Source organism: Candidatus Planktophila sulfonica (assembly GCF_002288065.1).
GTDB lineage: Bacteria > Actinomycetota > Actinomycetes > Nanopelagicales > Nanopelagicaceae > Planktophila > Planktophila sulfonica.
In genome coordinates, this window is sequence record NZ_CP016773.1 from 583,320 (window position 1) to 606,523 (window position 23,204).

Here is a 23,204-nt window from a genome sequence, read left to right on the forward strand (position 1 = left end):
GTTTATATCTATGATGAGCGCCATGGCTACGAAGAGCAATTCGACGCAAAAGAGATTGCTACTTATCGATGGCCACTCAATGGCATATCGAGCCTTCTTTGCACTTCCTGCCGAAAACTTCACAACAGCGCAAGGTCAGCACACAAATGCAATCTATGGCTTTGCCACGATGTTGATCTCACTGCTCAAGGATGAAAAGCCAACACACGTAGCTGTCGCTTTCGACGTCTCACGAAAGACTTTTCGAACAGAGATTTTTCCAGAGTACAAAGCTAACCGAGCAAAGACCCCTGATGAGTTCCGCTCTCAGATGTCTTACTTGCATGATCTCGTAAAGGGTTTTGGAATTAACCAATTTGAAATCGAAGGCTTCGAAGCCGACGACATCATCGCAACCATTACTAAGCGCGCAGAGAAAGAGGGCGCTGAGGTTCTCATCTGTACAGGAGACCGAGACAGTTTCCAACTTGTAACTCCGCAGACGACAGTTCTCTACCCAAAGCGCGGAGTCTCTGAAATGGCGCGCATGACTCCCGATGCAGTGCAAGAGAAGTACGGGATGTCACCTGATCAGTATCCAGATTTTGCAGCGCTGCGCGGAGATCCCAGTGATAACTTGCCATCGATACCTGGTGTCGGTGAAAAGACTGCAGCAAAGTGGGTTGTTGAATATGGCTCACTCATCGAACTTCTTGCTCAGGCCGACAAAGTGGGTGGCAAGGTAGGAGAATCACTACGGGCGAATATTGATAATGTAAAGCGCAACCGTGAATTGACTCAACTAATTCATGACGCCCCAATTGATTTTACGATTGATGCCTTGGCCTGGAACGGTGTTACTGAATCTGACCTCACGGCGCTCTTCGAGCAACTTGAATTCCGTACTCTCAAAGATCGCCTTAAAGTTATTTCATCCGGTGTAGAAAGTGTTCCTGCAAAGAAATCCGCAAAGAGCGCCGAGCCTGAATTTTCACTCTTTGGTTCAGATATTGATTCAGCAGTGATTACGGCAGATGAAGTGAGCAAGAAAATCTCAGCGTATACAGGCGCTATCTCCATTGCATACGAACTTGTCGATGATCGCCTTCATCGTTATGCAGTTGCCCTCGATAAGAAGACAGCTTTTCTTATTCACACATCTGAAATGGGGGAGTGGGCGACTAATCCAGCCATTGAGAAGATTGCTCATGATGCGAAAGCAATTGCGCGTGAAAACGGCCTCACTGGAATTACCTTCGATACATCCCTTGCCGCCTACCTAGTGAATCCAGGAGTGCGTGCGCAAGAGGTGAAGGATTTACTCGAACGATGGGGCGATGGAAGTCAGATTGATGAGTCTTCACCCGAGCAAGTACTTCTCACGACCGCATGCGCACTCTTCGGACTCCGTGATTCGCTCACCAAAGAACTCGCTGACCGTGGATTAACAAAGCTCTATCAAGAACTTGAACTTCCCATCGCTGACTTGTTGGCGTTGATGGAGAACCGTGGAATCGCAGTAGATAAGAAGGGTCTTGAAACCCTTGCGACTTTCTTTGACGGTGAAGTCGCTCGCGAAACGAAGGCAGCACATGAAGCAGCTGGCCATGAATTTAATGTGGGTTCACCGAAGCAATTACAGGTAGTTCTCTTTGAAGAGCTAGGTCTTCCAAAGACTAAGAAGATTAAGACCGGCTACACAACAGATGCCGATGCTCTCAACTGGCTATTTGAAAAGACATCGCACCCCTTGCTTGCTTCCCTTCTTCGCATCCGAGAAACAAAGAAGCTGGCTACAACAATCGAAGGCTTACTTGTAGAAATCCAGAAAGATAAGCGAATTCATACCCACTTTGCGCAAACTGTTGCAGCTACCGGCCGACTCTCATCGGTAGGTCCTAACCTCCAGAACATTCCCGTGCGCACAGAAGAAGGCCGCAAGATCCGTGGATGCTTTATCGCTGGTAGCGGATACGACGCACTTCTAACTGCCGATTACAGCCAAATCGAAATGCGCATCATGGCCCACCTTTCCAATGACGCACATCTTCTGAAAGCTTTTGAATCCGGTGAAGATTTGCACGCAACCGTTGCTGCTGAAGTTTTTGGCGTAAAGCCAACTGATGTCGATCCCGAAATGCGACGTCAGATTAAGGCGATGTCCTATGGCCTTGCCTATGGGTTAAGTTCTTACGGTTTAGCTGTACAACTTGATCTAACTCCACCAGCGGCTCAAGATCTGATGGATCGCTATTTCGAACGCTTTGGCGGAATCCGTGATTACCTCAAGACTGTAGTTGATGATGCTCGCAAAGTTGGTTACACCGAGACTGTTATGGGGCGTCGCCGTTACCTGCCAGATTTAATGCACGATAACCGCCAACGTCGTGAAGTAGCAGAGCGCATGGCGCTTAATGCTCCAATTCAAGGATCAGCTGCCGACATCATAAAGCAAGCGATGCTCAATGTTCAGAGCGCACTTGTCGCGGGTAAATTCACTTCTCGACTTTTGCTTCAGGTCCACGATGAATTGATTCTTGAAGTAGTGACAAAGGAAATTGATGAAGTATCCGAATTAGTGCGAGTTCAGATGGGTAAGGCGTATCCGCTTCGTGCACCACTTGATGTTTCAGTGGGAATTGGAAAGAGCTGGAACGAGGCCGCTCACTAACTTGTAGTTGGAGAGTTATCTTTCATCGCTTCAAGATCTTCCTCATCGCTTGGGATTCGATCCGCTGCTACAAGTCGTGATTTACCGATTGCAAGGATGATGTAACCAATTCCGATACATGCTGTGGTGATACAGAGCGCAATTGTCGGCGAGAGATGTTCTGAGATAACTCCGCCCGCGGCAGATCCGATAGACATCAAAGTTCCTTCAACAGTCCAGAGCCAACCCATCATGGCAGTCGGTGAACCCTTAGGTCTGATTGCTTCCATAACTTCCCAATAGAAGACCATGATCGCTCCACCAAGAAGACCCAGGAGTGCGGCAGCGATAATCATCGACCAACCCGGATATGAGAGAGCCATTGGAATTGATGCAAAGAACCAAATGCCATATGTGCGTCGCATCGCGCGCAGCGAAGATGTTCGCTTAGATACGAGGCCCGCAAGAAGACCACCCAAAATGTTGGCAATTCCCATTGATGTAAAGATCCACGCGGTTAGATGTGGGACCTTCTCGATAGTTGTAAAGGCTGGAACTGCAACATCGAAGACACCCCAACCGAAGCCAAGGAAACAGCCTTCAATCATTAAGAGTTGAAGTGGCTTATGGCGCCAGAGCGGTTGGTAATCTGCTGCTTTCTTCTCTGGAACCCAACTGCGTGAAACTTTTGTTAGAGCGAGTGCGCCTCCGCCAAGCAACATCAGACCACCAACAATATTAAGCGGAAGAGATGGATTGGATGAGAGCGCCAATGAAGTTGCAACGACCGGACCAACAACACCAGCTGCGCTCATGATTGCTGTATCCATTGCATATGCAGTGCGAAGGAAATCTTCAGGAACAACAATCTTCCACAATGGGCGCACAGATAAATTAATTGGGGGAGCGCTCAGCCCCATGACAAATGCAAGAATCAGCATCCACGGTTTTGACTCCACCGCGTTGAGAGCAAATGCGAGTCCAGCATAAGTAGGAACCATGACGCGAAGTGGCCATGTTTGGCCGTACTTATCCATAATCGATCCGCGAATTCCTGCTGTGAAAGATCCGGCTGCAGCATTTAATCCAATGGCAATACCAGCGAATGCGACGGAACCTGTTGACTGTTCAGCTTTAAAGAAGATCGACAATCCGACCATTCCATATGCAACGCGAGCAGGAAAACAAGCGATGAGCAGGGTCCAGACATTAGGAATCCCGAATAACTCGATATATCGCTTCATTTGCCTGCAATTCTATTGGGTAGGCCATCTTTCTAAGCGGGGATTTGCCTGTAAATCACCCCCGCCCGTACTCTTACGCTCCTGGTAATTCATTATCGGGAAAATTTCATAGTCCTATCCCTACTACTTTCTATCCCTACGGAGCATCTTGACTACACAAATTGCAGTAAATGACATTGGATCAGCAGAAGATTTTCTAGCCGCAATCGAAGGCACAATCAGAAATTTCAGTGACGGAGACCTCGTCATTGGCACAGTCGTTCAAATTGATCGCGAAGAAGTACTCCTAGACGTCGGTTACAAGACTGAAGGCGTAATTCCATCACGCGAACTCTCTATCCGCCACGATGCAGATCCAAATGACATCGTAAAAGTTGGAGATAAAGTCGAAGCTCTTGTTCTTCAGAAGGAAGATAAAGAAGGCCGCCTCATCCTTTCTAAGAAGCGTGCTCAGTACGAGCGTGCGTGGGGAGAGATCGAAGGCAAGAAGGAACGCGACGAAGTTGTCGTCGGTACAGTTATTGAAGTTGTTAAGGGCGGACTTATCGTCGACATCGGGTTGCGCGGCTTCTTGCCAGCGTCCCTCGTCGAAATGCGTCGCGTTCGTGACCTCACTCCTTACATCGGTAAGCAGGTTGAGGCTCGCATCATCGAGCTCGACAAGAACCGCAACAACGTTGTGCTCTCACGTCGTGCATTCCTTGAGCAGACACAGTCACAGTCACGCACTGAATTCCTTAACCAGCTCCAAAAGGGTCAGGTTCGTACAGGCGTTGTCTCATCAATCGTTAACTTCGGTGCATTCGTTGACCTTGGTGGCGTAGATGGTCTCGTTCACGTTTCAGAACTTTCATGGAAGCACATCGATCACCCAGGTGAAGTTGTTGAAGTTGGCGATGAAGTAACAGTCGAAGTTCTCGAAGTTGATTTCGAGCGCGAGCGTGTTTCTCTCTCACTCAAGGCGACACAAGAAGATCCATGGCAGGCATTTGCACGCACACACACAATTAACACTGTTGTGCCAGGCGTCGTAACAAAGCTTGTTCCATTCGGTGCATTTATCCGTGTTCACGAAGGAATTGAAGGCCTCGTTCACATCTCAGAGTTGGCAGAACGCCACGTTGAGATTCCAGAGCAGGTTGTTGCAGTAGATGACGAACTCTTCGTCAAGATCATCGATATCGATCTTGAGCGTCGTCGCATCTCACTCTCATTGAAGCAAGCTAATGAAGGAACTGAAGTTGAGATCGAAGCATTCGATCCAACACAGTACGGAATGGCTGCTCGCTACGATGCTGAAGGAAACTTCATCTATCCAGAAGGTTTCGATCCTGATACACAGGAATGGAAGCCAGGCTTTGATGCACAGCGTGAAGAGTGGGAGCGTCAGTACGCTGTTGCTCAAGAGCGCTTCATGGCACATAAGAAGCAGAAGGCAGAAGCAAAGGCAGCCGAAGAAGCTGCTGTTGTTGCCGAGTAATACTTAACGAAAAATCCGGCTGGGCCGCGAGCTGCTCCTTAACCTCGCGTTACCCAGTCGGATTTTTCTTTGCCCAAAAACAGACAACAACAGCTTATTCGGCTGGAAAAGGTAGAGTGCTCACATGTTGGTGGTGGGGCTTACTGGTGGAATTGGTGCAGGTAAATCAACTGTCGCCGAACTCTTTGCACGTTTAGGTGCGCTGGTTATTGATGCCGATCAACTTGCACGCATGGCTATTGAACGCGGGTCTGATGGATTTGCAGATGTCATGCTTCGTTTCGGTGAAGAAGTCATCATAAATGGAGACATAGATCGTAAGAAGTTAGCTGAGATTGTCTTTAGCGATGTGCAAGCTCGCAAAGATTTAGAAGCGATTATCCATCCGCGGGTACAGGCGCTCTTCGCTGAAGCTGTTGCGGATTTAGACCACGATGACATTTTGATCTACGAGATCCCGTTACTTGTTGAGACCGGTGCTGCTGAGAAATTCGACTATGTCATCACTGTCGAATCCGAGATTGAACTCCGTAAGTCACGGCTTCTCAAGAAGGGGCTCTATATCTCTCAGATTGAAAAGCGGATGGCTTCACAGGCTTCCGAGGAAGCCCGCACTGCGGTTGCGGATTCGGTAATTCGTAACGATGGAGATGAAGACTCCTTGCTCAGACAGGTCGAAAATCTCTGGGAGAGCGTTCTCGTTCCGCAATCGCTAGGCTAACCACGTGCGCCCAGTAACCGATTTACAGCGAAAGGTCGCACCCTTTCAAGTCATCAGCGATTACGTTCCTGCCGGCGATCAGCCCGCTGCAATTGAAGAAATCACACGCCGCATCAATGCCGGCGAACAAGATGTTGTTCTCTTAGGAGCGACAGGTACTGGAAAGTCAGCAACAACTGCATGGTTGATTGAACGCCTGCAGCGCCCCACGTTGGTGCTGGCTCCTAACAAGACTCTTGCTGCTCAGCTTGCAACCGAGTTCCGCGAACTTCTTCCTAACAACGCTGTCGAATACTTCGTCTCGTATTACGACTATTACCAACCCGAAGCCTACGTTCCACAGACCGATACCTTTATCGAGAAGGACTCCAGCGTCAACGATGAAGTCGAGCGCCTACGTCACTCTGCTACTAACTCACTTCTGACTCGTCGCGATGTCATCGTTGTCGCAACCGTCTCGTGTATCTATGGTCTTGGAACCCCGCAGGAGTACATCGACCGCATGATTCGCCTCAAAGTTGGCGATGAAATCGAGCGAAATGCTCTCTTACGTAAATTTGTCGATGTTCAGTACAAGCGAAACGATATGGCTTTCGAGCGTGGAACATTCCGTGTCCGTGGAGATACTGTCGAAATCATTCCGATGTATGAAGAGCTCGCGGTTCGTATCGAGATGTTTGGCGATGAGATCGAAAAGATCATGACTCTCAATCCGCTCACCGGTGAAATCGTGCGTGATGAAGAAGAGATCTACATCTTTCCTGCTACGCACTATGCAGCAGGTCCTGAAACTATGAAGCGCGCGATGAGCGATATTGAAGATGAACTTCAAATCCAGCTCAATCTCTTTAAGAAGCAGGGGAAGTTGCTGGAAGAACAGCGCCTTCGTATGCGCACGACCTTTGATCTTGAAATGATGCAGCAACTGGGATTCTGTTCAGGGATCGAGAACTATTCACGACATCTCGATGGTCGTGAACCTGGGTCAGCACCTAACTGCCTGCTCGACTACTTCCCAGAAGATTTCCTTGTCGTCATCGACGAAAGCCACGTCACCGTTCCACAGATCGGTGCGATGTTTGAAGGCGATTCAGCACGTAAGCGCACACTTGTTGAACATGGTTTCCGCTTACTAAGCGCGCTCGATAACCGACCACTGAAATGGCCTGAATTTCTAGAACGCACTGGCCAAACTATTTATCTCTCGGCAACACCTGGAAAGTATGAGATGGCGAAAGTAGATGGAGATGTTGTCGAGCAAGTAATTCGCCCTACAGGTCTGGTCGATCCACAAATCGTTATCAAACCAATTAAGGGTCAAATCGATGACCTCTTGCACGAGATCAATATTCGCGCCGAGCGCAATGAACGCGTTCTTGTCACAACGCTTACTAAAAAGATGTCAGAAGATCTCACCGATTACCTTCAAGAGAAGGGTGTGCGAGTTCGCTATCTACACTCAGAAGTAGACACCCTTCGCCGCGTCGAACTTCTGCGTGAACTTCGCAGTGGTGAATACGACGTTCTTATCGGTATCAACTTGCTCCGTGAAGGACTCGATCTTCCTGAAGTATCTCTCGTGGCAATTCTCGATGCAGATAAAGAAGGCTTCTTGCGTTCTGCAACATCTCTCATTCAGACTATCGGTCGAGCTGCTCGAAATGTTTCGGGTGAAGTTCATATGTATGCCGACAATATGACCGCATCAATGACTAAGGCGATTGATGAGACCAACCGCCGCCGCGCAAAGCAGGTCGCCTATAACCTTGAACGAGGCGTCGACCCTCAACCGCTACGTAAGAAGATTTCAGATATCACCGATCTCATCGCGCAAGAGAGCGATGACACAGATGACATCATGGCCGCGCTCAAGGGAAAGAAATCCAGCTCCGCTCTTCCGTTCTCTTCGAAGCCAACCGACTCTATGCCGCGCCAAGAACTCATTGCGTTGATAGGCTCCCTCACCGAGCAGATGCGTGCCGCCGCTGATGAACTTCAATTTGAACTCGCAGCGCGCTTACGTGATGAACTGAAAGATTTAAAGCGCGAACTTCGCGGAATGGATGAGGCTGGCACATGAGCATCGATAAGTTGGTTGTCCGCGGAGCCCGCGAACATAACCTCAAAGATGTCTCTATCGAACTTCCACGCGATGCGCTGATTGTCTTTACTGGCCTTTCAGGTTCAGGTAAATCAAGCCTTGCCTTCGACACAATATTTGCTGAAGGTCAGCGCCGCTATGTTGAATCACTTTCCGCTTATGCGCGCCAATTCTTGGGCCAAATGGATAAGCCCGATGTTGATTTCATCGAAGGACTTTCACCTGCTGTCTCAATCGATCAGAAGTCCACGAACCGCAACCCTCGTTCGACAGTGGGAACCATCACCGAGGTCTATGACTATTTCCGCCTGCTCTTTGCGCGCGCAGGTCGTCCGCACTGCCCAAAGTGCAGCAAGGCCGTTTCTCGGCAGAGTCCACAGCAAATCGTTGATCAGATTCTTACAATGCCGGCAACCACAAAGTTTCAGGTTTTAGCTCCTGTCATTCGCGAACGTAAAGGTGAGTTCGTCGATCTCTTTGCAGATCTCGTAACGCAGGGCTATTCCCGTGCTCGCGTGGATGGCGAAACCATTCAGCTCACCGAACCTCCCAAGTTGAAGAAGCAAGAGAAGCACACCATCGAAGTCGTTATCGATCGACTTACAGCGAAAGCTGAGAGCAAGTCTCGCCTGACTGATTCCATTGAGACGGCTCTCAAGCTCGGTAATGGTTTAGTGCTTCTCGACTTCGTTGATGCCAAGGGTCCTGATAAAGAACATACATACAGCGAGCACCTAGCTTGCCATGATTGCAACCTCTCCTTTGAAGAGCTCGAACCCCGTTCATTCTCATTTAACTCACCCTTCGGTGCATGCGCTGAGTGTTCAGGTATCGGAACCAAGCTAGAAGTCGATGAAGATCTCATCATTCCCGATGACACAATCTCAATTAATGAAGGTGCAATCGCTCCGTGGGCTGGGGGACAGTCATCTGAATACTTCCTTCGTCTCCTCGAAGCCCTCGCTGAGGAACTTCGCTTCTCTCTCGATAACCCTTGGAAGAAACTTTCCGCAAAAGCCAAAGATGCAATCATCAATGGTTTTGAGTATGAAGTGCACGTTAAATTTAAAAACCGTTACGGTCGCGTCCGCAACTACTCAACCGGTTTCGAGGGCGTAGTTCCATTTATTCATCGTCGCCATAGCGAAACCGATAGCGATTACAGCCGTGATAAGTACGAGGCTTATATGCGTGAGACCCCATGTCCTGCATGTAAGGGAGCTCGTCTTAAGCCTGAAGTTCTTGCCGTAACTCTTGGCGGAAAGAGCATCGCCGAAGTCTGCGCGCTCTCCATCGATGATTGTGCAACCTTCCTTAAGCAAGTAACTCTCAATAAGCGTGAGGCACAGATTGCTGAACGCGTGATGAAGGAAGTCCATGCGCGCCTCGGTTTCTTGCTTGATGTTGGACTTGATTACCTTTCACTTGATCGCCCAGCGGCAACGCTCTCTGGTGGTGAGGCGCAACGTATTCGTTTAGCAACACAGATCGGTTCAGGTCTTGTTGGCGTGCTCTACGTTCTCGATGAACCTTCAATCGGACTTCACCAACGCGATAACCGCCGCCTGATTGACACTCTTACTCGCCTTCGCGATCTTGGAAATACTCTCATCGTTGTTGAACACGATGAAGAAACGATTCGCACCGCTGACTGGGTGGTTGATATCGGCCCAGGAGCTGGCGAACACGGTGGCAAAGTTGTCGTCTCTGGCTCTTACGAAGAACTTATTGCATCCGAAGAATCAATTACTGGCGCCTACTTGTCAGGCCGCAGATCTATTGAGATTCCTGATTCTCGCCGGCCTGTTGATCCAAAGCGACAGCTTGTCATCAAGGGTGCAAAAGAGAATAACCTGAAAGATATCGAAGTATCGATTCCTCTCGGACTCTTTGTATCTGTCACTGGCGTTTCTGGTTCCGGAAAATCGACACTGGTAAATGACATTCTCTATACAACTCTTGCCAACAAACTCAATGGTGCTCGTCTTGTTCCTGGTCGTCACCGCACCGTTACCGGAATCGATCAACTCGATAAAGTTGTACACGTTGATCAATCTCCAATCGGTCGTACTCCGCGTTCAAACCCAGCTACCTACACAGGCGTCTTCGACAAAGTGCGCGCGCTCTTCGCTGAAACAACTGAAGCAAAAGTTCGTGGATACCAGCAAGGCCGCTTCTCATTTAACGTCAAAGGCGGCCGCTGCGAAAACTGTTCAGGTGATGGAACCATCACAATCGAGATGAACTTCCTGCCAGATGTCTATGTTCCATGCGAAGTTTGTCACGGTGCGCGCTACAACCGCGAGACACTTGAAGTTCATTACAAGGGTAAGACAATTGCTCAGGTTCTCGATATGCCAATCGAGATCGCACATGAATTCTTCGAATCTGTTCCCACTATCGCGCGCTATCTCAAGACGCTCTGCGACGTGGGTCTTGGCTATGTCCGTCTAGGGCAATCTGCACCAACGCTTTCGGGAGGAGAAGCGCAACGCGTCAAGCTTGCTACCGAACTGCAGCGACGTTCTACCGGTCGCACTATTTACGTATTGGACGAGCCAACGACGGGACTTCACTTCGAAGATGTCAATAAACTCTTAGGAGTTCTCAAGCGCCTTGTTGAGTCAGGAAATACAGTCATTGTGATTGAACACAACCTTGATGTCATCAAATCATCCGACTGGGTTATCGATATGGGACCTGAAGGCGGTTTCCGTGGCGGAACTGTTGTTGCCGAAGGAACACCTGAAGAAGTTGCGAAGGTAAAGGCAAGCTACACGGGTCAATACCTTGCCGAAATTCTTGCGACCAATTGCAAGGCAACTCCTACAAAGACTCCAGCAAAAGCTGCAGCTAAGACTCCTGCAAAGAAGTAACAATGGCTGAGCCATCCAGTTATCGCCCCAAGGAGATTCCTGAAGAGCCTGGCGTCTATCGTTTCTATAACGGCAGCGACAAAGTTATCTATGTCGGTAAGGCAAAGAACTTAAAGAATCGACTCACAACCTACTTCGGATCAAATCTGGCACAGAAGACGTACCGCATGGTTCATGAAGCAGTACGCGTCGACTGGACAATTGTTGGCACCGAACTTGAAGCACTCGCTCTCGAATTCTCTTGGATCAAGCAGTATCACCCGACCTATAACGTGCAATTTAAAGACGATAAGTCATATCCATATTTAGCCATTTCCATGGCCGATGAATTTCCTCGCATCTTCATTACTCGTAAAGAGAAGCGACCTGGGCTTAAATACTTTGGACCATATACAAATGCTTGGGCGCTTCGAAATACGTATGAAGTACTTCTCAAGGTATTCCCAGTTCGTTCTTGCAGCGCCGGAAACTTTCAGCGAGCTCAACGCACCAAGCGCCAATGTCTCTTGGGGGATATCGGAAAGTGTGCAGCTCCATGCGTTGGTTGGGTGACCCCAGAAGAACATAAAGAGATTGCCGTAAAGCTCGATGCCTTTATGGAGAAAGGTATGGAGAACCTTCTTCCAACCCTGCGCGCCGAAATGGCGACAGCATCTGAAAAGGAAGAGTTTGAACGTGCAGCTCGTCTACGCGATCAGATCGAATCATTCGAAAAGGCGCAACGATCTACTCAAGGAAATCTCTCTGATGATCTCGACGGAGATTTCATCTCGCTCCATGAAGAAGGCCTGCATGCCGCTGGCTCAATCTTCATTGTTCGTCGCGGTTCGATTAAGGGATCGCGCTCATGGATTGTTGATCAAGAACGTGCCCTTGAAGGTGATGATCAAATTGGCTCGCTCTTCTTCTCAATCTATAGCCAGAGCGCACCTGCCGATATTCCATCTGAAATTTATCTCAACGCCGAACCTGCTGATCGCATAGCGCTAGAGGAATGGTTGACCTCTCTGCGTGGTGCGCGAGTATCAATCAAGGTGCCGCAACGTGGGGAAAAGGTGGAACTTCTGCAAACTGTCGAGCGCAATGCTCACTACGCACTCGTCCAATACTTGAGCAAGCGAGCAACAGATGCAGCCGTATCTGGCAAAGCCCTTCTTGAACTTGAAGAAGAGCTCCAACTTTCTCGGACACCACTTCGCATTGAGTGTTATGACATCTCAAATATTTCCGGTACAACTGTCGTTGCATCTATGGTGGTCTTTGAAGATGGCCTAGCCAAGAAGAGCGAATATCGCAGATTCATCATCGATACCGATACTGCCCAAGATGACACTCGTGCGATGCATCAGGTGATTACGCGCCGCATGAAACGACTGCTGGCTGATCGCAATGTAAATCAAAGTGAGGTGGCTGAGACCGGTGGCAAACTCGGTAAATTTGCATATCCGCCACAACTCATCGTTGTTGACGGTGGAGCGCCACAAGTTGCCGCCGCGCAGCGAGCACTTGATGAACTTGGAATAACAGATGTCGCTCTCTGCGGTTTAGCTAAGCGACTTGAGGAAGTGTGGATGCCGGGGGATAAGGACCCACTGATCTTGCCGCGCACATCTGAAGGAATGTATCTACTTCAACGCATCCGCGATGAGGCGCATAGATTCGCCATCACTTTCCATAGATCGCGTCGCTCAAAGGTTATGCTCGAATCTCTGCTGGATGAGATTCCACAACTAGGAGAAACACGGCGCGCAGCGCTCCTCGATAGGTTCGGATCAGTAACTGCAATGCGCAAGGCGACCGCCGACGAGCTTGCATCTACTCCCGGCATTGGCGCAACGATTGCATCCATCATCTTTACCCACCTGCAGAGCTTGTCCCAGTCGGGCGTTGAATTGGCAGGCGTTGATATGGCAACAGGCGAGATACTTGACACCTAAGGCAGAATGTTAGGTATGGCGACACAAGAACTTCTGATTCTTACAGGCATGTCAGGTGCTGGGCGCTCAACAGTTGCCCACGCACTAGAAGATCTCGGTTGGTATGTCGTCGATAACCTGCCTCCGGCGCTTTTGCCGCAACTCACCGAACAGAGCCTTGATACCCATGCTGCTCTCGCTGTCGTTGTCGATGTTCGCGGCGGAAAATTCTTTGATGAACTCAATAACGCACTTTCACAGCTGAAGAGTTCATCTACTCCCTACCGTCTACTCTTTCTCGACGCCACAGATCAAGCGCTCGTTCAGCGCTTTGAATCAACGCGTCGTCCCCATCCATTGCAGGCAAAAGATCGCATCGTTGACGGAATTGCACGCGAACGCGCAAAGCTTGAGGAAATCCGCGCACAAGCCGATGTCGTCATTGACTCTTCCAACCTCAACGTTCATCAACTAGAAAAGCGCACTTCTGAGATCTTTGCAGCAGGAATGCTGCCAAGCCTTCGCGTCAATGTTCTCTCATTCGGTTACAAGTACGGAATTCCGGTTGATTCAGATCTCGTTCTTGATTGTCGCTTCATTCCGAATCCGCATTGGATTCCTGAACTTCGTCCATTGAATGGTCTGGATAAACCTGTCTCTGACAAAGTCCTCGGCAGTGATGGTGTCGAAGATTTCGTGAAGAGTTACGTCGGCGTCGTGCAGAAGATGATTCCTGGATATTTCCGCGAAGGTAAGAAGTACGTAACAATTGCGATTGGTTGTACAGGTGGAAAGCATCGCTCTGTCGCAATCGCTGAAGAAATTGCTCGTCAGTTGACGACCTCATCTAAGGATCTTGAGATCACAGCTCATGCAACACACCGCGATGTAGGACGGGAATGAGTCAAGAAAGAAAAGTAGTAGCCCTCGGTGGAGGACATGGCTTAGCCGCAACTCTCACCGCGCTCCGTAGTTTTACTTCGAGCATCACTGCAGTTGTTACCGTTGCAGATAATGGTGGATCTAGCGGGCGTCTTCGTACTGAGTTTCCTATTCTGCCTCCAGGTGATTTACGTATGGCACTGGCAGCGCTCTGCAGCGATGATGAGTGGGGCAGAAGCTGGGCTGAGATCATGCAATATCGCTTTACCAGCGAAGGCGAACTCAATGGCCATGCAGTTGGCAATCTTTTACTCGCAGCGTTATGGGATCGCGATGAAGATACCGTCGCTGGTTTAGATCGCGTTGGAGCACTTCTTAAAGTGATTGGCCGCGTGCTGCCGATGGCATCAGAACCTCTGGATATCGAGGCCACCTTTGAGAATTCCATCGGGACAAAGATTGTTCGTGGCCAAGCTGAAGTTGCCACAACAAAGGGAAGACTTAAATCAATCCGCATCATTCCTGAAAATCCAACTGCTTATCCAGAAGCGCTCACTGCAATCGCTGATGCTGAGTGGATAACGATGGGACCTGGTTCTTGGTTCTCGAGTGTTATTCCGCATCTTCTGGTTCCCGCACAACGTGATGCCATCGTTGCATCTCAGGCAAAGAAGATTCTGCTACTCAATCTCGATACTGCAGATAAATCAGCAGGGGAGTACGCAGGTTATTCACCACTCGAACACCTTCGCATCTTGTCCGAATATGCCCCGGAACTTCACTTTGATTGCGTTGCGATCGACAGCTCTGCCGATGGGCAGGACGAATTACGTGCACATCTTTCAACCATAGGTTCAGAGTTGGTGGTCGCAGATTTACGCAGTGCAGGGTCGCCTCTGCACCATGATGTGAAAAAATTAGGTCAACTTTTCTCACACATTGACTCCGAAATACTGGTTGGATAACCCCCATGGCAATGACAGCGGCAGTGAAGGATGAGCTCAGTCGTCTCTCCGTGACCAAGCCTTGTTGTCGCAAAGCTGAAGTTTCCTCACTCTTGCGTTTCGCTGGCGGACTTCATATCGCGGCAGGAAAAGTTGTTATTGAAGTCGAGCTCGATACCTCACAGAGCGCACGACGTCTTAAGAAAGATATCGCCGATATTTACGGCCACGACAGTGATTTAGCGGTGCTTTCTTCAAGTGGGCTTCGTAAAGGATCGCGCTACGTGGTTCGGGTTATTGAGGCAGGAGATGCTCTTGCTCGCCAGACAGGCTTGATTGATGCAAATGGTCGCCCAGTTCGTGGACTCCCACCGCAAGTTGTTGCAGCAAATGTCTGCGATGCCGAAGCTGCATGGCGTGGCGCATTTATTGCACATGGTTCATTGACTGAGCCAGGTCGCTCTTCATCTCTCGAAATTACCTGCCCAGGTCCAGAAGCAGCTCTTGCTCTTGTTGGCGCAGCGCGTCGACTCAATATCGTTGCAAAGGCACGAGAAGTTCGTGGCGTAGATCGTGTTGTTATTCGCGATGGAGATGCGATTGGTGTTCTGCTCACTCGCCTCGGCGCACATGAGAGCGTCCTTGCCTGGGAAGAACGTCGCATGCGTCGTGAAGTGCGGGCAACAGCAAACCGTCTTGCCAACTTTGATGATGCAAACTTGCGCCGTTCTGCGCGAGCAGCTGTTGCAGCTGCAGCACGAGTACAACGTGCCATGGAAATCCTCGGTCCAGAAATTCCAGATCACTTGAAGGAAGCTGGCGAACTTCGAATTTCTCACGGACAAGCAAGTCTTGAAGAACTCGGTTCACTTGCGACCCCGCCAATGACTAAGGATGCAATCGCAGGTCGCATCCGCCGCCTCCTTGCTATGGCAGATAAGCGCGCACAGGAGCTCGGAATTCCTGACACTGAAGCGGGACTTTCTCCAGATCTACTCGGCGAGTAATACTCAACTCGCATCGAAAGTGAGCCTTCGCACGCTCACTGACCGGCCAGTAGCAATCCACAGGCTGATAGACTTCGGACCAAGCCCCCAATGTTGTGGTGTAACTGATAGCCACCTATATGCGGGGCATTTCACTTTCTAGAAGAGGTTCTCATAATGATTAATGTCGGAATTAATGGTTTTGGACGTATTGGCCGCAACTTCTTTCGCGCAGCGCTCACAAACCCAAACATCAATATCGTAGGTATCAACGACCTCACAGATAACGCAACTCTTGCTCACTTGCTCAAGTACGACTCAATCTTGGGACGCCTTGGACTTGAAGTATCACACACAGAAGACACCATTACTGTCGGCGGAAAGACCATCAAGGTATTTGCAGATCGCGATCCAGCAAACCTTCCTTGGGCATCAGTCAAGGCAGATATCGTCATTGAATCAACAGGCCACTTCACAAAGGCAGCAGATGCGCAGAAGCACATCACAGCTGGAGCTAAGAAGGTCATCATCTCTGCACCTGCAACAGATGAAGACATCACAATCGTGATGGGTGTAAACCACGAGAACTACGACCCAGCAAAGCACAACGTGATCTCAAACGCTTCATGTACAACTAACTGCCTTGCTCCAATGGCAAAGGTTTTGGATGAGAAGTTCGGAATCGTCCGTGGTCTCATGACAACAATCCACGCGTACACAAACGACCAGGTTATCCTCGACTTCCCACACAAGGATCTCCGTCGCGCACGTGCTGCAGCGACAAATATCATCCCAAGCTCAACAGGTGCTGCAAAGGCAATCTCTTTGGTACTTCCACAGCTCAAGGGCAAGCTCGATGGTTTCGCAATGCGCGTACCTGTACCAACAGGTTCAGCTACAGACCTCACAGTCGAGCTTGCAAAGGAAGCAACAGCTGCTGAGATCAACGCAGCGATGAAGGAAGCAGCAAACGGTTCACTCAAGGGCTTCCTCACATACACAGAAGATCAGATCGTTTCTTCAGATATCGTGACAGATCCTTCTTCATGTATCTTCGATGCAGGTCTTACAAAGGCAATCGGATCAACAGTCAAGGTTGTTGGTTGGTATGACAACGAATGGGGCTACTCAAACCGCCTCGTTGACCTTGTTGGATATGTAGGTAAGTCCCTCTAATGTCTTCTTTGGCTGACCTAGATGTAGCTGGTAAGCGCGTATTTTTGCGTTGCGATCTCAACGTTCCTTTGAAAGAAGGAAAGATCACTGATGATGGCCGTATTCGCGCTTCACTTCCGACTATCAATGCCCTCCTTGCAAAAGGTGCAAGCATTGTTATTGCAGCTCATCTAGGTCGACCAAAAGGCGAGGCAAAACCTGAACTTTCACTTGCACCTGTTGCAGTTCGACTCTCTGAACTTCTTGGAAAGCCTGTGCAATTCGCAGGTGCAATCACTGGTGCAGATGTCACAGCAAAAGCTGAGGCACTTGCAGCAGGTGAGGTTCTCCTCCTAGAAAATATCCGATTCAGCTCAGCCGAGACATCCAAGGATGAATCAGAGCGCGCTGCACTTGCTTCAGAGCTTGCAAAGTTAGCTGACTTCTACGTCGGCGATGGCTTCGGCGCAGTGCACCGCAAGCACGCCTCTGTATTTGATTTAGCGAAACTTCTCCCGCATGCAGCAGGAACTCTCGTTGCCGCAGAAGTTGAAGTTCTCAAGAAGCTCACCATTGATCCTGTACGTCCATATGGCGTGGTTCTTGGTGGTTCAAAAGTTTCAGACAAGATTGGTGTTATCTCAAACCTTCTTGGAAAAGTTGATGTCATGGCTATCGGTGGCGGAATGCTCTTCACATTCCTTGCAGCGCAAGGCAAAGAGATTGGTTCTTCACTTGTAGAACGCGATCTCATTGATACCGTCAAGGGCCTCATTAAGCAGGCCGAAGATTCTGGCGTAAAGCTCTTGCTCCCAACAGATATCGTCGTTGCTCCAACGTTTTCTGTAGATGCGACACCAACTTTGGTAAGTGCTGATGCAATTCCTGCAGATCAAATGGGCCTCGATATTGGACCTGAAACTGCAGCCGCATTTGCTGCAGCAATCAAAACATGCAAGACAGTCTTCTGGAATGGTCCAATGGGCGTCTTCGAATTTCCTAACTTTGCACATGGAACAAAGGTTGTCGCGCAGGCACTGACTGAGGTTCCTGGAATCTCCGTTGTTGGCGGTGGCGACTCAGCAGCAGCTGTTCGTGCACTTGGTTTTGCAGATTCTGCATTCGGTTACATCTCAACTGGCGGTGGAGCTTCACTTGAATACCTCGAAGGCAAGGAACTTCCAGGTCTGACAGCGCTCGATCTCTAATCATTAATTTTCACGTAACAACGACGAAGGAGTAACAATGCGTAAACCACTCATGGCTGGTAACTGGAAGATGAACCTCAATCACCTCGAGGCGATTGCAGTTGCACAGAAGCTTGTCTACTCACTCGAAGATAAGGATTACGACGCAGTAGATGTCGCAATCATTCCTCCCTTTACAGATATCCGCTCAATCCAAACTATGGTCGACGGTGATCGCCTCCGCCTGCAGTATGGTGCGCAAGATCTTTCACCTGAGGCATCCGGTGCATTTACTGGTGATATCTCTGGCTCAATGCTCGCAAAGCTCGGCTGTACATTTGTTGTCATTGGACACTCAGAGCGTCGCGCAATCCATCATGAAGATGATGCACTGATTAATCGCAAGATTAAGGCCGCCCTTGCCAATGAACTCACACCTATTTTCTGTGTTGGTGAAGAGCTAGCAATCCGCGAATCCGGAACCCATGTGTCACATGTCATCCGACAGGTACGTGCAGGCCTTGAAGGCTTCCATAAGCCAGACCTCAAGAAGATTGTTATTGCATACGAACCTGTCTGGGCAATCGGTACAGGCAAGACAGCAACACCTGAAGATGCACAAGAAGTATGTGCAGCTATCCGCGAAGAAGTAGAGCAGATCGGCTCATCCGAGATCGCAGCAAATATGCGCATTCTTTATGGCGGTTCCGTGAAGTCTGCAAATATCGTCGAAATCATGAAGCAGACCGATGTCGATGGCGCCCTCATTGGGGGAGCAAGCCTTGACCCTGAAGAGCTGGCAAAGATCGTTAAGTTCCACGCTCAGGCGTAGTTCGTATCTAATTCCTATCTAATTCAAAGCTTTCCAGTTCATTCGGGTATCCTGTACCCCTACCTCTAGAGGAGTTTTACGCATGGCTTTAGCTCTATCAATCTTTCTTGTCATCACAAGCGTCTTGATGATTCTTCTCGTCTTGCTTCACAAGGGCAAAGGTTCAGGCCTCTCCGATCTATTCGGTGGTGGCGTCTCATCAAATTACGGCGGATCATCTGTCGTCGAGCGAAACCTTGATCGAATCACAATCGTTGTAGGCGGACTCTGGTTCGCTGGCGTTGTTAGCCTCTCACTCGTTTTGAAGGGTTAATCCATGGCAAGTGCAATTCGCGGAAGTCGTGTCGGCGCCGGCCCAATGGGCGAAGCAGAGCGCGGAGATCAAATTGAGCGCGCAACAGTTTCGTACTGGTGTGCCAATGGCCATGAAGTTCGTCCATCATTCGCAGTTGAAGAGACCGTCGTAATTCCAGATCAGTGGGATTGCCCTAAGTGCGGTCTTCCTGCAGGTCGCGATAAGAACAACCCACCGAGTGCTGTAGTCAATATTCCTTACAAGACTCACCTTGCTTATGTAAAAGAGCGTCGCTCAGATAAAGAAGGCGAGAAGATTCTAGAAGATGCTCTTCGCAAACTTCGTGGAGACGATATCGAGTAATCGATCTCTAAAGAGATCGGGCAGCTGCCAAGATTTCATCAATACCCGCACTTCGTTTCTGCAGATGCAGACGAAGGAGCGGGTATTTTCTTGTAGCTAGCGCACGGTTATCACCGATTGCCTGAGCAAAGAGAAGAGTGCGAAGGCTGTAGCGACGACCTGGAATCTCGTAATCAATGGAAGTCTCACCCGTAATTTGAAGGAAGGATCCGTTCTTCTGTCCACCTTTATGGAATTGACCTGTCGAGTGCATGAAACGTGGACCCCAACCAAATGAAGTTGGATGGCCAGATTTTTCTGCAAGTATCGAACGAAGCTCTGCAATCTTTACATCATCGCGGCGATCCAGATACGCCATGATTGCGATGTAACCACCATCTTTCACATCTTCAATAAAGGTAGCAAGTGCATCCTTAAGTGATTGTCCATCGCCGAAGATTTCAACAGACTTCTCAGAACAGGCAGGAGTAAGTACAGGTACAGAGTTATTCCATTCAGTTAAACAAGCCGCTGTCTGCTCTTTTGCTTCAGTCACATTTGGTTGATTGAAGGGATCGATCTTCAGCGCTGCTCCGATGAGAGCGGTGACCCACTCCCAAAAAATAAAGTGTGCTCCAAGTGGGCCTTCAACAGTGAGATCGGTAGATGATCCTGCGTAGGCCACAGTGAAAGATCCACCAACTTTGGCTCGAGGACTATCTTCGGTAGCGATAGGTAAGCGCCCAATCGAATCTTTACCGGTTGATTCAGCAATCAACTGTTCAATCCAATCGGAAAGTCCAGGAACTGTTGAACCTGCATCTGTGAACGCTATGTACTGCTCTGCTTGGGTAACGAGAAGGTATGCAACGTCGAGAATCGCTTGATCCTCTTCAAGAAAGGCGCTTTTTTCGGCACGAGCATCTGCAAGTAAGTCAGCAATGGGTGCACCAACAAGAGCAGATGGAAGCAACCCAAATGCGCTCAATACGCTAAATCGTCCACCAACATTGGGATCTGCATTGATGACCGAATATCCACCTGCGCGAACTTCGATATCAAGCGGAGAGTCAGGATCGGTAACAAAGAGCATGTGGTCTACAGGGCTAAGTCCTGCCTTTTCGAATTGTGATTGAAAGAGTGCGCGCTGAGATGAAGTTTCAATTGTTGAACCAGATTTCGAACTTACGACAACGACCGTCTTAGCTAAATCGCTGCCGATTGCATGCTGTGCATAGTTGGGATCTGTTGAATCGAAGATGAAGATATCTTTCTTATAGGTAAGAGCAATTACTTCAGGCCCGAGGGATGAGCCACCCATGCCACAGAGAACCACTCGTGAATGTGAAGAGAACTTCGCAACAAGATCTGCAATCTGGGGGAGTAGCGCTTGCGATGCTTCAGGTAGATCGATCCAGTTAAGGCGAACGGCAGCTTCAGCAGCTGCCTTCGAACCCCACGTCTGCGAATCCTTCTTTGCAATACGTGGGTGTGTTTCGCGAAGCTTGCGATAGATATCGCTCTCGCGATCAACTGCAGAAAGCGATGGACCCGAAATCTTCATTACGCAAGAGCCTTCTTTACATCTGACACCACGCGCTCTGATGTAAGGCCGAACTCTGTGAAGAGCTTGCCAGCTGCAGCCGATGCGCCCCAATGATCGAGTGAGACGATGATTCCTGAATCGCCGACATATTCACGCCAACCGAGTGCGATACCTGCTTCGATACTGACGCGAAGAGTCGAAGTCGAAATAACCGACTCGCGATAAGAGACAGGCTGTTCGTTAAACCATTCAAGACATGGAGCGCTCACTACTCGTGTTGCCACGCCTTCTGCTTCTAGAGCGATCTGGGCATCGAGTGCGATTCCAACTTCAGAACCTGTCGCAATGATTGTCACCTTTGCAGCAGTCGATGACTCTTTGAGGATGTAAGCACCCTTTTCTACGCCGCTTGCCGCGCCATGTGTTGTGCGATCGACGGTACGAAGATTCTGACGTGAGAGCAGGAATCCAGCAGGCTTATTTCGCTTAATGACAGCTTTCCAAGCTTCAGCAACTTCATTGGCATCAGCCGGACGAAGCACTGCAAAGTTAGGGATAGCGCGAAGGGCGGCAAAGTGTTCGATTGGCTGGTGTGTTGGACCATCTTCACCAACGCCTATTGAATCGTGAGTCCATACAAATGTTGATGGAATATCCATGATTGCAGCAAGGCGTACCGATGGACGCATGTAATCGCTAAAGACAGCGAAGGTTCCGCCGAATGAACGCGACAAACCGTGAAGTGCAATTCCATTGAGAATCGAACCCATTGCATGTTCACGAATACCGAAGTGGATGATGCGACCGTATGGATCTGCGCTCTTCATATCACTCGTTGCGGGCAAGAATGAATTGCCGCCTTCGATTGTTGTCATATTTGAATCAGCAAGGTCTGCCGATCCTCCCCAGAACTCTGGGAGCGCCTTAGCAATTGCATTAATGACATGACCTGATGCAGTACGTGTAGCAACATCTTTTCCGGATTCAAAGACCGGAAGAGTTGCTTCCCAACCTGCTGGAAGTTCACGAGCGACAAGTCGCTTGAGAAGTGATGCGCGCTCTGGATGAGCGCTCTGCCACTGTGCAAACTTTCCATCCCATTCCTTGCGAACTGCAGCGCCGCGCTCTTTGACCGAACGAACATGGGCAAAGACATCTGCCGGCATTGCAAACTTCTCATCAGGGTTAAGGCCTAATTCCTTCTTTGTCGCCGCAATCTCTTCATCGCCGAGGGCTGATCCATGTGACTTTGCAGTGCCGCGAAGTTTTGGTGCTGGCCACGCAATAGTTGAGTGCATGCGAATAAGTGATGGTTTTGTCAGTTCAGCTTTTGCCGCCAACATCGCCTTGTCGAGAGATTCCAAATCAACGTTTCCATCAGCAAGTGCCGCAACTTCAATAACGTGCCAGCCATATGCGCGGTAGCGAGCTGCAACATCTTCTGTAAATGAAACGTGTGTGTCGCCTTCAATTGAAATTCTATTGTCATCATAAATAACGTTGAGATTACCGAGCGCTTGAGTTCCGGCGAGAGATGATGCTTCTCCTGATACGCCTTCTTGCAGGTCGCCGTCAGAACAGATGACCCAGATTGAGTGATCGAAGATAGATTCGCCAACTGCTGCTTCAGGGTCAAGCAAGCCGCGTTCATAACGTGCCGCCATTGCAAAACCAACAGACGTAGCAACGCCTGCGCCCAATGGACCCGTTGTCATTTCAACGCCTGCGGTGTGGCCAAACTCTGGGTGTCCGGGAGTGAGCGAGCCCCAGGTACGGAAAGACTGAATATCTTCCATCTCAAGTCCGTAGCCGCTGAAGAAGAGTTGTGTGTAGAGCGTCATGGAAGAGTGACCGCATGACAAGATGAAGCGATCGCGACCTAGCCATTGTGGGTCTGATGGATCGTGGATGAGATGACGTTGAAAGAGGTTATAGGCAACAGGAGCAAGTGCCATCGCTGTACCTGGGTGGCCATTGCCAACCTTCTGAACCGCATCCATTGCAAGTGCGCGAGCGTATGCAACTGCGCGATCGTCTAGTTCGGTCCAACCATTGATCTTTGTCATCT

Annotated in this window: 17 protein-coding genes; 14 read left to right on the plus strand and 3 right to left on the minus strand. The window is 49.4% G+C overall.

Annotation, left to right across the window (positions count from 1 at the left end; genetic code table 11):
- Positions 1-10: 10 nt before the first annotated feature.
- Positions 11-2,650 carry a DNA polymerase I gene (gene polA / locus A1sIA56_RS02925; protein WP_095673462.1) on the plus strand — a complete coding sequence of 880 codons (2,640 nt, stop codon included), beginning with the start codon at positions 11-13 and terminating at the stop codon, positions 2,648-2,650.
- Here polA and A1sIA56_RS02930 read toward each other — a convergent pair.
- On the minus strand, positions 2,647-3,873 hold the full coding sequence (locus tag A1sIA56_RS02930; protein ID WP_095673463.1) for an MFS transporter: 1,227 nt from the start codon (positions 3,871-3,873) through the stop codon (positions 2,647-2,649). The two genes, polA and A1sIA56_RS02930, sit on opposite strands and share 4 nt — an antisense overlap.
- 145 nt (positions 3,874-4,018) lie before the next feature.
- Between A1sIA56_RS02930 and rpsA the strand changes: the two genes are divergently transcribed.
- The 13 genes from rpsA to A1sIA56_RS02995 all read left to right on the plus strand — a co-directional run bounded on the left by rpsA (position 4,019) and on the right by A1sIA56_RS02995 (position 19,611).
- A complete protein-coding gene (gene rpsA, locus A1sIA56_RS02935) occupies positions 4,019-5,353 on the plus strand; it encodes a 30S ribosomal protein S1 (protein ID WP_095673464.1) in 1,335 nt (444 codons plus the stop codon).
- 124 nt (positions 5,354-5,477) lie between these two features.
- Positions 5,478-6,074 carry a dephospho-CoA kinase gene (gene coaE, locus A1sIA56_RS02940; RefSeq protein WP_095673465.1) on the plus strand — a complete coding sequence of 199 codons (597 nt, stop codon included), beginning with the start codon at positions 5,478-5,480 and terminating at the stop codon, positions 6,072-6,074.
- Positions 6,075-6,078: 4 nt separating this feature from the next.
- On the plus strand, positions 6,079-8,154 hold the full coding sequence (gene uvrB, locus A1sIA56_RS02945) for an excinuclease ABC subunit UvrB (RefSeq protein WP_095673466.1): 2,076 nt from the start codon (positions 6,079-6,081) through the stop codon (positions 8,152-8,154).
- Positions 8,151-11,051, plus strand: a complete 2,901-nt coding sequence (gene uvrA, locus A1sIA56_RS02950) for an excinuclease ABC subunit UvrA (protein ID WP_095673467.1) — start codon at positions 8,151-8,153, stop codon at positions 11,049-11,051. The genes uvrB and uvrA overlap by 4 nt, the downstream gene beginning before the upstream one ends.
- Before the next feature lie 2 nt (positions 11,052-11,053).
- Complete coding sequence (gene uvrC, locus A1sIA56_RS02955) at positions 11,054-12,988, plus strand: excinuclease ABC subunit UvrC (protein WP_095673468.1); 1,935 nt, start codon at positions 11,054-11,056, stop codon at positions 12,986-12,988.
- 15 nt (positions 12,989-13,003) lie between these two features.
- Entirely contained in the window at positions 13,004-13,870 is an 867-nt protein-coding gene (rapZ, locus tag A1sIA56_RS02960) for an RNase adapter RapZ (protein WP_095673469.1), read from the plus strand.
- Positions 13,867-14,814, plus strand: coding sequence for a gluconeogenesis factor YvcK family protein (locus tag A1sIA56_RS02965; RefSeq protein WP_095673470.1), 948 nt, complete (start codon positions 13,867-13,869; stop codon positions 14,812-14,814). The genes rapZ and A1sIA56_RS02965 overlap by 4 nt, the downstream gene beginning before the upstream one ends.
- A 5-nt stretch (positions 14,815-14,819) precedes the next feature.
- Positions 14,820-15,800: a DNA-binding protein WhiA gene (whiA, locus tag A1sIA56_RS02970; RefSeq protein ID WP_095673471.1), complete on the plus strand. Its 981-nt coding sequence runs from the start codon at positions 14,820-14,822 to the stop codon at positions 15,798-15,800.
- Positions 15,801-15,953: 153 nt separating this feature from the next.
- The gene (gap, locus tag A1sIA56_RS02975) at positions 15,954-16,955 is read left to right on the plus strand and encodes a type I glyceraldehyde-3-phosphate dehydrogenase (RefSeq protein ID WP_190277028.1); all 1,002 of its coding nucleotides are present in this window, start codon (positions 15,954-15,956) and stop codon (positions 16,953-16,955) included.
- Positions 16,955-18,142 (plus strand): phosphoglycerate kinase, encoded by a 1,188-nt coding sequence (locus A1sIA56_RS02980; RefSeq protein WP_095673473.1) that lies wholly within the window; start codon positions 16,955-16,957, stop codon positions 18,140-18,142. The genes gap and A1sIA56_RS02980 overlap by 1 nt, the downstream gene beginning before the upstream one ends.
- 37 nt (positions 18,143-18,179) lie before the next feature.
- Entirely contained in the window at positions 18,180-18,953 is a 774-nt protein-coding gene (gene tpiA / locus A1sIA56_RS02985; protein ID WP_095673474.1) for a triose-phosphate isomerase, read from the plus strand.
- A gap of 82 nt (positions 18,954-19,035) precedes the next feature.
- On the plus strand, positions 19,036-19,266 hold the full coding sequence (secG, locus tag A1sIA56_RS02990) for a preprotein translocase subunit SecG (RefSeq protein WP_095673475.1): 231 nt from the start codon (positions 19,036-19,038) through the stop codon (positions 19,264-19,266).
- 3 nt (positions 19,267-19,269) lie between these two features.
- Complete coding sequence (locus tag A1sIA56_RS02995; RefSeq protein WP_095673476.1) at positions 19,270-19,611, plus strand: RNA polymerase-binding protein RbpA; 342 nt, start codon at positions 19,270-19,272, stop codon at positions 19,609-19,611.
- A gap of 7 nt (positions 19,612-19,618) precedes the next feature.
- Here the strand turns inward: A1sIA56_RS02995 and A1sIA56_RS03000 are convergent, their stop codons facing one another.
- Together A1sIA56_RS03000 and tkt are read right to left on the minus strand one after the other, a co-directional pair.
- Positions 19,619-21,154, minus strand: coding sequence for a hypothetical protein (locus tag A1sIA56_RS03000; RefSeq protein ID WP_095673477.1), 1,536 nt, complete (start codon positions 21,152-21,154; stop codon positions 19,619-19,621).
- Entirely contained in the window at positions 21,154-23,202 is a 2,049-nt protein-coding gene (gene tkt, locus A1sIA56_RS03005) for a transketolase (RefSeq protein ID WP_095673478.1), read from the minus strand. The genes A1sIA56_RS03000 and tkt overlap by 1 nt, the downstream gene beginning before the upstream one ends.
- Positions 23,203-23,204: the final 2 nt, after the last annotated feature.